The organism is Streptomyces sp. V3I8, assembly GCF_030817535.1.
Lineage (GTDB): Bacteria > Actinomycetota > Actinomycetes > Streptomycetales > Streptomycetaceae > Streptomyces.
The window spans coordinates 4,657,229-4,669,094 of record NZ_JAUSZL010000002.1 but is presented as its reverse complement, the minus strand read 5'-3'; the positions used below and the strand labels follow the sequence as shown (position 1 = coordinate 4,669,094).

The following is an 11,866-nucleotide window of genomic DNA, read 5'->3' as shown; positions in this document are numbered from 1 at the left end:
CACGTCAGCCCTCGTCCGGGCCACCGCTCTCCTTGTCGTCGGCCGCCGCGCCCGCCGTGTCCGCCTCGTCGGCCTGGGCCGGCTGGGCGCCCGGCTGCGGCTCGGCCACCGCCACCCGCGCGGGGCGGATGGTGCGCTCGCCGAACCGGTACCCCGGCTGCAGAATCGCCACGCACGTCGTCTCCGTGACGTCCGGCGCGTACGAGTGCATCAGTGCCTCGTGGATCATCGGGTCGAAGGGCTCGCCCTCCTTGCCGAACTGCTGCAGGCCCATCTTCGCCGCGACGGTCTCCAGCGACTCGGCCACCGACTTGAAGCCGCCGACCAGTTCGCCGTGCTCCCGCGCGCGGCCGATGTCGTCGAGCACGGGCAGGAGCTCGGTCAGGAGGTTCGCGATGGCGAGCTCCTTGACCGCGATCCGGTCGCGCTCGACCCGGCGGCGGTAGTTCTGGTACTCGGCCTGGAGCCGCTGGACGTCCGCCGTGCGTTCGTTGAGCGCCGTGCGCACCTGGTCCAGCTGGGCCGTCAGGCCTGCGATCTGAGCTGCTGACTGAGCTGCTGCCGTGTCCCCGGCCCGGGCCGCCCCGTCCTCCGCGGAGGAGGGGGCGGCCTTCGGCTCGGCGTCTTCAGGGGTGGCACCGGAGGGGACATCGGGCTGCTCGTCGAAGCCCGGGGTCTCCTCCGTCACGCGGCACCGTCCTTGCGGTCACGGTCCTCGTCGACGATCTCGGCGTCGACGACGTCGTCGTCGGCGGCCTTGGCACCGGCGTCCGGACCGGCGCCCGGGGCCTCGGCGCCCGCGGTGCCCTGAGCGGCCTGGGCGTCGGCGTACATGGCCTGGCCCAGCTTCTGGGAGACGGCGGCGACCTTCTCGGTGGCCGTACGGATCTCGGCGGTGTCCTCGCCCTTCAGCGCGGCCTTCAGCTCCTCGACGCCCGCCTCGACCTCGGTCTTGACGTCGCCGGGGACCTTGTCCTCGTTGTCCTTGAGGAACTTCTCCGTCTGGTAGACGAGCTGCTCGCCCTGGTTGCGGGCCTCGGCTGCCTCGCGGCGGCGGTGGTCCTCGTCCGCGTACTGCTCCGCCTCCTGGCGCATGCGGTCGACCTCGTCCTTCGGCAGCGAGGAGCCGCCGGTGACGGTCATCTTCTGCTCCTTGCCCGTGCCGAGGTCCTTCGCGGTCACGTGCATGATGCCGTTGGCGTCGATGTCGAAGGCGACCTCGATCTGCGGGACCCCGCGCGGGGCCGGCGGCAGACCGGTCAGCTCGAACATCCCGAGCTTCTTGTTGTACGCCGCGATCTCGCGCTCGCCCTGGTACACCTGGATCTGCACCGACGGCTGGTTGTCCTCGGCCGTCGTGAAGATCTCGGACCGCTTGGTCGGGATCGTGGTGTTGCGCTCGATGAGCTTGGTCATGATCCCTCCCTTGGTCTCGATGCCGAGGGACAGCGGGGTCACGTCGAGGAGCAGGACGTCCTTGACCTCGCCCTTGAGGACACCGGCCTGCAGGGCGGCGCCGATGGCGACGACCTCGTCCGGGTTGACGCCCTTGTTGGCGTCCTGGCCGCCGGTGAGCTCCTTGACGAGCTCGGCCACGGCGGGCATACGGGTGGAGCCACCGACGAGGACGACGTGGTCGATCTCGCTCAGCTGGATGCCGGCGTCCTTGATGACGTTGTGGAACGGCGTCTTGCAGCGCTCCAGGAGGTCGGCGGTGAGCTGCTGGAACTGGGCGCGCGTGAGCTTCTCGTCCAGGTGCAGCGGGCCCTCGGCGGACGCCGTGATGTAGGGCAGGTTGATCGAGGTCTCCGTGGAGGAGGACAGCTCGATCTTGGCCTTCTCGGCGGCCTCGCGCAGACGCTGCAGGGCCATCTTGTCCTTGCCCAGGTCCACGCCGTGGCCGCTGTGGAACTGCTTCACCAGGTAGTCGACGACCCGCTGGTCCCAGTCGTCACCACCGAGGTGGTTGTCACCGTTGGTGGCCTTCACCTCGACGACGCCGTCGCCGATCTCCAGGAGGGACACGTCGAACGTGCCGCCACCGAGGTCGAAGACGAGGATCGTCTGGTCGTCCTTGTCGAGCCCGTACGCCAGGGCGGCGGCCGTCGGCTCGTTCACGATGCGCAGGACGTTCAGGCCCGCGATCTCGCCGGCCTCCTTCGTCGCCTGACGCTCGGAGTCGTTGAAGTACGCCGGGACGGTGATGACCGCGTCGGCCACCTTCTCGCCCAGGTACGCCTCGGCGTCGCGCTTCAGCTTCTGCAGGATGAAGGCGCTCATCTGCTGCGGGTTGAAGTGCTTGCCGTCGAGCTCGATCTTCCAGTCCGTGCCCATGTGACGCTTCACGGACCTGATGGTCCGGTCCACGTTCGTGACCGCCTGGCGCTTCGCGACCTCGCCGACGAGCACCTCGCCGTTCTTGGCGAAGGCGACGACGGACGGCGTGGTCCTGGCGCCCTCGGCGTTGGTGATGACGGTGGGCTCACCGCCCTCCAGAACGCTGACGACGGAGTTAGTCGTGCCCAGGTCGATGCCGACCGCACGTGCCATTTCAATTCCTCCAGCAATGACTTGAGTGGAACGGACTCAAGTGTGCATGACGCTCGCCGCTTGGTCAACAGAGATGAGCCGTGAGGGCTCAACTTTATCTCTCGCTTACGCGCAAGTTGGGGTGTGACCTGCGGGTCGTTCGCCGCCCGCGAGGCGGTTGGGACCGGTCGCGCAGTTCCCCGCGCCCCTGAAAACCGCGTCCCGCCGCACCTGGGTACGGGTCAGTGGGGGTGGGCCGCGCAGTTCCCCACCCCCCTTCAGGGCGAAAGCCGGGGTGCAGCCCCGCTTTCGAGGGGCGCGGGGAACTGCGCGACAAGCCCCCACCCGGGCGGCACCCGGCCGACAAGCCGGGTCCCGCCCCCACCGAAGGGCTCCGCTTCGCCGCGGGTACCCAGGCATGCCTCAGCGACGCAGATCACCGCGTCGCTGACTACAGTGCGGACAGCGGAATGGGTAGTCTCGAAGGACTGCGTAAGCTACCGCTCAGTAATGCAACCTCGCAGGCCCGAGGAGCCCCGAAATGCAACTCGCCGCGATCATCGTGTCGCTGGTCCTGACCGTGGTCGGCGTCGCGCTCATCGCACGCGCCATCGGCCAGTTCGTCCGGTACTTCAAGCTCGGCCAGCCCGTGCCCGCCGGTCTCCGCACCGACAACCCGTACCAGCGCAGTGTGACGCTGGTGAAGGAGTTCCTCGGTCACACCCGGATGAACCGGTGGGGCATCGTCGGTTTCGCCCACTGGTTCGTGGCCGTCGGCTTCCTGACGCTGCCGCCGACCCTGCTGCAGGCCTTCGGCCAGCTCTTCGAGGCCGACTGGGTGCTGCCGTGGATCGGTGAGTTCCTGCCGTTCGAGATGTACATCGAGTTCATCGGCGTGATGACCGTCCTGGGCATCGCCGTGCTCATGGTGATCCGGCTGCTGAGCCTGCCCTCGCGGGCCGGCCGCAAGTCCCGCTTCGCGGGCTCCAAGTCGGGTCAGGCGTACTTCGTCGAGTACGTCATCCTCACCATCGGCCTGGCCATCTACGTGCTGCGCGGCCTGGAGGGCGCCCTGCACCACGTCGAGGGCTACGAGGCCGGGTACTTCGCCTCGTACCCGCTGGTCCTGGCCTTCAAGGGCCTGAGCGTGGGCACGCTGCAGAACCTGGTCTACCTGGTCGCGATGATCAAGATCGGCACGTCCTTCGTGTGGATGATCGTCGTCTCGCTCAACACCAACATGGGCGTGGCCTGGCACCGCTTCCTGGCCTTCCCGAACATCTGGTTCAAGCGCAACGCCGACGGTTCCACCGCGCTGGGCGCGCTGCAGCCGATGACGTCGGGCGGCAAGCCGATCGACTTCACCGACCCCGGCGACGACGACGTCTTCGGCGTCTCCCAGGTCGAGCAGTTCTCCTGGAAGGGCCTGCTGGACTTCTCCACCTGCACCGAGTGCGGGCGCTGCCAGTCGCAGTGCCCGGCCTGGAACACCGGCAAGCCGCTCTCCCCCAAGCTGCTGATCATGTCGCTGCGCGACCACGCGCACGCCAAGGCCCCCTACCTCCTCGCCGGTGGCGGCAAGGACATGGAGGGCAACGAGAAGGCGAGCGCCGAGCAGCTCAAGGACGTGCCCGCCGCGGCGCTCGCCGAGGCCGAGCGCCCACTGATCGGGACCCTGGAGGAGAACGGGGTCATCGACCCCGACGTCCTGTGGTCCTGCACCACCTGCGGTGCCTGCGTGGAGCAGTGCCCGGTCGACATCGAGCACATCGACCACATCGTCGACATGCGCCGCTACCAGGTCATGATCGAGAGCGCCTTCCCGTCCGAGGCCGGGACGATGCTCAAGAACCTGGAGAAGAAGGGCAACCCCTGGGGGCTGGCCAAGAAGCAGCGCCTGGAGTGGACCAAGGAGGTCGACTTCGAGATCCCGGTCGTCGGCCGCGACCTCGAGGACCTCACCGAGGTCGAGTACCTGTACTGGGTCGGCTGCGCGGGCGCCCTGGAGGACCGGGCCAAGAAGACCACCAAGGCCTTCGCCGAGCTGCTGCACATGGCGGGCGTCAGCTTCGCCATCATGGGCGGCGACGAGAAGTGCACCGGTGACTCCGCCCGCCGCCTGGGCAACGAGCCCCTGTTCCAGGAGCTCGGCATGGAGAACGTCATGTCCCTCAACGCCGCCTTCGGCGAGGAGATGGACGACGACGGCAAGGTCACCGCCGAGTCCAGGAAGCCGAAGGCCGCGAAGAAGATCGTCGCGACCTGCCCGCACTGCCTCAACACCCTGGGCAACGAGTACCCGCAGCTCGGCGGCGACTACGAGGTCATCCACCACACCCAGCTGCTCCAGCACCTCATCGACGAGGGCAAGCTGGTCCCCGTCACCCCGGTCGAGGGCCTCATCACCTACCACGACCCGTGCTACCTGGGCCGGCACAACAAGATCTACACGCCGCCGCGCGAGATCATGTCCGCCGTCCCGGGCCTGCGTCAGCAGGAGATGCACCGCCACAAGGAGCGCGGCTTCTGCTGCGGCGCCGGCGGCGCGCGGATGTGGATGGAGGAGCGGATCGGCAAGCGCATCAACAACGAGCGCGTCGACGAGGCCCTGTCCCTCGACCCGGACATCGTCTCCACCGCCTGCCCGTTCTGCCTGGTCATGCTGACCGACTCGGTCAACGGCAAGAAGAACGACGGGAAGGCCAAGGAGTCCGTGCAGGTCGTGGACGTGGCCCAGCTCCTGCTCGACTCCGTGAAGACCTCCGCGGACGAGCCCCCGGCGGGCACGGCCGAGACGGAGAGCGAGCCGCAGCCGGAACCGGTCAAGTAGCCGGACAGCCGCGAGCCGCCCCTCCCCCGAGTCCTGGTGGGAGGGGCGGCTCTCGTCCCAGACGTGGTCGAACGGCTCCGCGTAGGCGAATGTGCCGCGCAGCGCCGGCTCGTACGCCGTCAGGGTGCGGACCTGGAAGTACGCGCCCCAGGCGGGGTCGGGCGGCAGGACGCCCAGCTTGGTGCCAGGCCGGAAACTGTCCGAAGCGGCCGTAGCAGGCGGGGCTGCCGAGCAGGGCGACGAGCGGTTCGCCCAGGGGCGCCAGCGGCGCCGAGCACCGCGTGCATCAGGGCGAGGCCGGTGCCGTGGCGCTGGTGGTCGGGGCGCACGCCGATCGGGCCCAGGCCCAGGGCCAGGGCCGGTACGCCGTCGGCGTGTCCGCGTGTGCAGACGACGTGCCCGGTGACCTCCTCCTCACCGGTCTTCTCACCGGCCTCCTCACCGGTCTTCTCGCCGGTCTTCCCGTTGGCCTTCCCGCCGGCCTTCTCCTGGACCGCGACGAACGACAGCTCCGGCAGCCAGCCGCCGCAGGTCCGCAGCGCGTCGAGCAGGGTGGCCTCCACCGGGTCCCGGGGGCCGGGGGTGTCCGGACCCGCGAAGGCCGCCGCGATCACGGCGCGCGCGGCGGGTACGTCGACGGGGGTCTCACGTCGTGTCGGCACCGGTTCGGTGCGGGCGGCCGGAGCGGGGCGCCGCAAAGCGGTATCCGTGTGTCCGCGCACCGCATGTCCGCCTTCGCCTCCTTGCTTTCACCTGTCCGGGCGGCGGTTCAGCGCGGCCGGCAGTTCGGCCCGCCCGCGGATGCCCAACTTCTTGTACGTGCTGGTCAGATGGGTCTCGACGGTGCGGCGCGCGAGGTGCAGCAGGTCCCCGATCTCCGTGTTCGTGCGGCCGCCGGCGGCCAGCTCGGCGATGCGGCGCTCGCTCGCGGTGAGCGCGTCCGAGCCGGTGCGCGCCGTCGTGGTGCGACGGGCGCCGCTCCCGCGCAGGGCCTCCTCGGCCGCGGCCCGCAGCCGTACGGCGCCCAGCCGCTCCGCGCGCTCGGCCGCCTCCCGCAGGCGGTCGCGGGCGCGGGCCCGGTCGCCGGCGGCCGCGAGCTGGCGGCCCTGCGCGATCAGCGCGGGGATCAGTTCCGGCTCGACGGCGGCGTCCCGCAGCATGCGTACGGCCCGCTCCGCGAGGTCCAGGCCGCGGCGCCCCCCGGTCGCCGTGCCGAGCACCCGCAGGGCGCGGCCCACCAGGCGCGGGGTGTTCCACACCTCGGCCAGCCGCAGTTCCTCCCCGGCGAGTTCGAGCGCCTCGCGGGGACGGCCGAGCGCCAGGTGGCACTCCGCCGCGGCCGTCCGCCAGGGGGTGACGACCGGGCTCAGCACGTCGCGGGCCGCCTGGCGGCGTCCGCACTCGGCGAAGTCGTCGAGCGCGCCCGCCCGGTCGCCGGTGGCGGCCCGGAGCACGCCGCGCGCGTACAGGAACCGGTTCAGTTCCCAGGAGTCCTGGGCCTCGCGCAGGTCGAGACCGCCCGCGAGCCGACCCGCCTCCGGCACCCGGCCGGTCTCGACCAGCGCGAGCACCGCGTGGGCCTGGCCGTTGAGCGGCCCCGGGCGGACGCCCGTCGAGCGGCGGGCGTCGGGGCCGGCGAGCAGTTGCGCGTAGTCGCCGCGGGCCGCGGCGATGTCGGCCCGTACGTTCAGCAGGGCCCGCTGCATCGGGTGCAGCAGGGAGGGCCGCTGGCGGGCGAGGCCGCGCTCGACGAGCCGTTCGGCCTCCTCCAGCTCGTCGGCCCACTGGGCCACGGCGGCGGCCGTACCCAGCAGATAGGGCTCCGCGAGCCGGTCGACGGGTTCCGCGAGGAGGGCGCGTACGCGTTCCATGGCGGCGTCCGCCGAGAGCAGGCCGGCGGACGCCTCGTACCGCACGAGCAGGGCCTGGCCCTCGGCGCCGACCAGGCCCGGTGAGCGGGCGGCGCTCTCGCGCAGCCGGCGGTAGACCTCCTGGCGGATCTCCTGGTCGTGGTCGGAGAGCAGCGCGGAGGCGATGTGGACCGTACGGGCCAGGTCGGGGTGGGCCGTCAGCTGGGAGCCGAGCGAGTCCAGCACGTCGATCGCGGCGCGGGCCTCGCCGCGGCCGGACAGCGCGGTGCCGAGGGCGACCGCAGCGCGCACGCGGTTCCGCGGGACGCCGGGGAGGCGGACCGCCTCGGCGAGGCGCGGTATGCCGGCCGACGCGCGGACGGTGGCGTACTCCAGGGAGCCCAGTTCGGTGAGGAGCCGTTGCCGGTGGTCGTCGGGCAGGGGCTCGTCGAGGGCCCGGCGCAGGTAGGGCAGGGCGTCGGCGGTGCGGCCGTCGTGGACGGCGACGGCGGCGGCGTCCAGCAGGACACCGGTGGCCCAGGACTCGCCGACCGCGTCGGTCCGCAGCAGCTGGCCGGCCACGGCCTCGGCGCGTTCGCCGCGCCGGAACATCAGCTGGGCGGCGGCGCGGTGTGCGGCCCGCCGCCGGGTGACGGGCCAGCCGCTGAGCACCGCGTCCCGGAGCAGCGGGTGGGCGTACCGGTGCCGTCCGTCGGCTCCGGTCCGCAGGACCCCGAGGCGTGTCATGGCGGTCAGCCACCCGACGACCCGTGCGGGGTCGGCGTCGGCGATCCCGCCGAGCAGCTCGACGAGTCCGTCGGCGACGGGGCCGGTGCCGGTGCCGTCACCGGGGGCGGCCTCCGGTGACGGGGCCGAGCCGCTGTCGGCGTACCGGCCGACACCGGGGGCTGCCGCCCGGGGCAGGTCCTCGGGATGGCCCGAGAGTCCCGGGCCACCCGGGCGCTCCGGGCCCGGGGGGCCCGCGCTGCCCGGGGGGCCGAGGTAGCCGGGGAGGCCAGGGAGGCCGAGGTGGTCCAGAGGACCGGGATGCTCCGAGAGGCTGCGGTGCCGCGGGGGGCTGCAGTACCCCGGGCGGTCCGGAGGACCTGGGTAGTCCGGGTGGTCCGGGTGGCCCGGGCGGTCCGGGCGGTCCGGGTGGCCCGGGCGGTCCGGGCGGTCCGGGTGGCCCGGGCGGTCCGGGCGGTCCGGGTGGCCCGGGCGGTCCGGGCGGTCCGGGCGGTCCGGGCGGTCCGGAGGAACCCGTTGATCCTGCCGGCCCGGCTGGGCCGCCTGCGTCGTCTGGCCTGCCTGGGCTTCCTGACCCGCCTGCGCCGTCCGGCCCGTCCGAGCCGTCTGGTCTGCTGGGGCCGTCCGGTCTACTGGGGCCTCCTGATCCCCCTGGGCCGCCTGTGCCGCTTGGCCCGCTTGGCCCGCCTGCGCCGTCCGGCTCGTCTGAGCCGTTTGGTCTGCTTGGGCCGTTTGACCCGCCTGGGCTTCCTGGGCCGCTTGAGCTCCCTGCGTCGCCTGCGGCGCTTGGCCCGCTTGGTCCACCTGCGGCGCCTGGGCCGCCTGGCCCGCCTGCCTTGTCCGGTTCGGACTCGGCTCGGCTTCATGGCCGGAGTGCCCGCCGTGGGTCGGCGGACCCGGTGGGGCCGCGTACCCCGGCTGGCCCGGCCGGTCGGGTGTGGGGCCTGTCAGGTTCCCGTCCGGGGCGCCCTCGGCGGCATCCGGTCGCGTCGCGTCCGGGCGTGCGTGCGCGACGTCATGGCGGTCCGCCGCGGCGTCATACCGGTCCGGTCGGAAACCGGTGCCGTCACCCTTGCCGTCCGGCGGGAAGCCGGTGCCGTCGTCCGCGCTCCCGGGCGAGAAGCCGGCACGGTCGCGCACGGCCCCCGGCGGGAAGCCGGTGCCGTCGTCCGCGGCCCCCGGCGGGAAGCCGGTGTCCTCCCGCTCGTCGCCCGGCCGGAGGCCCCGGTTGTCGTTCGGTTGCTCGGACGGTGTCCGGGTGGGACGTTGTGCCAAGTCGTCGTCGAGTGCCGCCAGCACTCGGGCCACCCCCGCCGTCGAGGGACCCGCGTTGTCCAGCCACCAGGTGACCGCCGCCTGGTACGCGCCCGGGTAGAGCGCGGCGCTGGTCTCCGGGACCGTCGCGGGCAGCGTCCCGTGGAGGTCGTCCAGGAGGGCCCGGAGCAGCAGCGGACTGCCCGCGCTCGCGCGTACGCAGTCCTCCACCCAGGTCCGCGAGACCGTGCCGAAGTCCGAACGGACCAGCTCCGCCAGGGAGTCGGCGCTCAGCGGAGCCAGGGTCAGGGTGCGGACGAGCGCGGGCGAGAGCGTGTGGGCGAGGCCGGCCGACGGCGCGTCGATGTCGTACTGACTGCGCTCGGTCACCAGCAGCAGCACCGGTAACCGGTCCATCCGCCGGGCCACGTCCACGAGCCAGCGCCGTGAGGCGTCGTCCGCGAGGTGGACGTCGTCCACGGTGACCAGGAGCGGCGACCCGGTCGTGAACGAACGCAGCAGCCGCCACAGCCAGGCACCCCGGTCGCGTTCGTCCGGCACCTCGCGGGTGTGCGCGAACTCCGCGGCGGGAGAAAGGAGTTGCCGGACCGTAGAGAAGGGGAGCGCCGTGTCTTCGGGTGAGCAGCGGGCCCGCAGCACCCGCATCCCGGCCGCCTCGGCCTGTTCGGTGGCGGCTTCGAGGAGCGCGGTGCGGCCCGTACCCGTGGCACCCCGCAGCAGGACGAGCCGCCCGGTCCCGGCGCGGGCACGCCGCGCCTCGGCGGCGACCAGCTCCAGGGTTTCCCGGCGCTCGAGCAGTGGTAGGTACATCCTGCCTCCTCGCGGCCGTGGTGCGGCCCACTGTGTGGGACGGCGGCCCGATGCCACGCGTTGCGTGATCCGCCGAATGACTTGACCCGCTGTCACCACCGGCATGAGCGTCGGGCGTTCCTAGATCTCGTGGTCCCTCTCGTGGTCCTCCACGATTGCGCCGATCGCGCGGCCCCCAGAAGTGTGAGGAACGCACGCCTGTCACGGACGCCACAGAGGTGACAGGCTCGTGAACATAGGGGAGTCCGTTGCGCAGTTCGTTTGGGACCGCGGCTCCGGGCACGGTCGAGCCCGAGTCCCGCATACCGGTGGCGGTCCACGCCTCGGATCCGATCACCCGCGAAGGAGCGCTCAGCCAGCTGCGGCAGCACGCGGTGATCGACCTCCGCGAGGAGACCGGGACCGGGCCGGACACCGTGGCCCTGCTGATCACCGAGACGCTGGACGAGACCGCGCTCTCCCGGCTGCGCAGACTGGTGCGCAGCGAGGGCGCCCGGGCCGTGCTGGTCGTGAGCGTGATCCGCGAGACCGAGCTCCTGGACGTCATCGAGTGCGGGGTCGGAGCCATCGTGTGGCGCCACGAGGCCACCGCGCACCGGCTGGTGCAGGCCGTCATCGCGGCCTCCCGCGGCGACGGCGACCTGCCCGCCGATCTGCTCGGCCGGCTCTTCAGCCAGGTCGGCTCGCTGCACCGCACGGCGAGCAGCCACCCCGGTGCCCCCGCTTCGGGACTCGCACCGCGTGAGGTGGATGTGCTGAGACTCGTCGCCGAGGGACTCGACACCGGGGAGATCGCCGGCAAGCTGTCCTACTCCGAACGCACCGTCAAGAACGTGATGCACGGGCTCACCACCCGGCTGCATCTGCGCAACCGGGCGCATGCCGTGGCCCATGCGTTGCGGGAAGGCTACATCTGACCGAACAGGCAGTCCGAGAAGGCCGACCGGACAGCGAGGTCTGCCCGTCGGTCGTCCCCGGCGTGCCTGCGGGGACGACGGGTCCGGAGGCACGATCGGTGAGGACAGCGGTTCCGGTGCCGCCGCGGGACAGCCGGCGCCGGCATCCGGTGCCGGCAGCCGATGCCGACACCCGGCGGCGGTACGGCACGGCACGGAACGCAGGGCGGGAGCACGACGGTGATCCACGAGGTGGACGAGGTCCTCAAGCGGCTGCTCGGGGGCGGTGCACTGGCCGGCTCCGGCATCGACATCTCCTTCGACGCCCCGACCCGCGACTGGGCGGCCCGGCGCAACGCGCCCTCCGTCAACGCCTACCTGTACGACATCCGTGAGGACGTCTCCCGGCGTCAGCGCGGCCAGATCTCCGTGCGCGACGAGCGTGACATCGTGGTGCGCCGCCGCCAGCCACCCCGCTGGTTCCGGCTGTCGTACCTGGTCACCGCCTGGACCAAGCAGGCCCAGGACGAACACCGGCTGCTCTCCGCCGTGCTGGCGACCATGCTGCCCCGCGAGCTGCTCACCCCGGACGAACTGCCGGGCCCCCTGGGCGCGCTGGGCCTCTCCGTGCCGCTCACGGTGGCCGGGCTGCACACCGAGTCGCGGTCCCTCGCCGAGATCTGGTCCGCCCTGGGCGGCGAACTGAAACCGTCGCTGGACCTCGTGGTCACCGTGCCCTTCCCGGCCTTCCCCGAGTACGACGTCGGTCCCCCGGTCACGGAGGGCGCGGTCGTCCGCGTACGCGGCACCGACGGCACGCTGGAGGGGTCGCAGGAGCGTGCGCACCTGCCCCGGCACCTCAAGTCCTCGCCGGCCGCGGGGACGCGCAAGAACACCGGAGAACGGCAGAAGTGACCACCCACGCCCCG

Annotated in this window: 7 protein-coding genes; 3 read left to right on the top strand and 4 right to left on the bottom strand. The window is 72.4% G+C overall.

The genetic code is table 11. From position 1 onward, the window contains the following. Positions 1 to 4: 4 nt before the first annotated feature. Entirely contained in the window at positions 5 to 688 is a 684-nt protein-coding gene (gene grpE, locus QFZ75_RS20725) for a nucleotide exchange factor GrpE (protein ID WP_307539015.1), read from the bottom strand. Further along, entirely contained in the window at positions 685 to 2,550 is a 1,866-nt protein-coding gene (gene dnaK, locus QFZ75_RS20720) for a molecular chaperone DnaK (protein WP_307539013.1), read from the bottom strand. Before dnaK ends, grpE begins: the two co-directional genes overlap by 4 nt. Before the next feature lie 520 nt (positions 2,551 to 3,070). Here dnaK and QFZ75_RS20715 point away from each other — a divergent pair. Then, positions 3,071 to 5,359, top strand: coding sequence for a (Fe-S)-binding protein (locus QFZ75_RS20715; RefSeq protein ID WP_307539011.1), 2,289 nt, complete (start codon positions 3,071 to 3,073; stop codon positions 5,357 to 5,359). Positions 5,360 to 5,478: 119 nt separating this feature from the next. Here the strand turns inward: QFZ75_RS20715 and QFZ75_RS20710 are convergent, their stop codons facing one another. Next, positions 5,479 to 6,021, bottom strand: coding sequence for a GNAT family N-acetyltransferase (locus tag QFZ75_RS20710; protein WP_307539010.1), 543 nt, complete (start codon positions 6,019 to 6,021; stop codon positions 5,479 to 5,481). An 87-nt stretch (positions 6,022 to 6,108) separates the two neighbouring features. After that, entirely contained in the window at positions 6,109 to 10,041 is a 3,933-nt protein-coding gene (locus QFZ75_RS20705; protein WP_307539009.1) for an AAA family ATPase, read from the bottom strand. A 248-nt stretch (positions 10,042 to 10,289) separates the two neighbouring features. Here QFZ75_RS20705 and QFZ75_RS20700 point away from each other — a divergent pair, with 248 nt between their 5' ends. Both QFZ75_RS20700 and QFZ75_RS20695 read left to right on the top strand, forming a co-directional pair. Further along, on the top strand, positions 10,290 to 10,958 hold the full coding sequence (locus QFZ75_RS20700) for a LuxR C-terminal-related transcriptional regulator (RefSeq protein WP_307539006.1): 669 nt from the start codon (positions 10,290 to 10,292) through the stop codon (positions 10,956 to 10,958). 219 nt (positions 10,959 to 11,177) lie between these two features. Then, the gene (locus QFZ75_RS20695) at positions 11,178 to 11,852 is read left to right on the top strand and encodes a DUF4255 domain-containing protein (protein WP_307544631.1); all 675 of its coding nucleotides are present in this window, start codon (positions 11,178 to 11,180) and stop codon (positions 11,850 to 11,852) included. Positions 11,853 to 11,866: the final 14 nt, after the last annotated feature.

What these genes read in the sequence shown, in the direction of transcription:
- dnaK (WP_307539013.1), bottom strand. Translation starts at nt 2,550, where the DNA reads ATGGCACGTGCGGTCGGCATCGACCTGGGCACGACTAACTCCGTCGTC.
- QFZ75_RS20715 (WP_307539011.1), top strand. Translation starts at nt 3,071, where the DNA reads ATGCAACTCGCCGCGATCATCGTGTCGCTGGTCCTGACCGTGGTCGGC.
- QFZ75_RS20705 (WP_307539009.1), bottom strand. Translation starts at nt 10,041, where the DNA reads ATGTACCTACCACTGCTCGAGCGCCGGGAAACCCTGGAGCTGGTCGCC.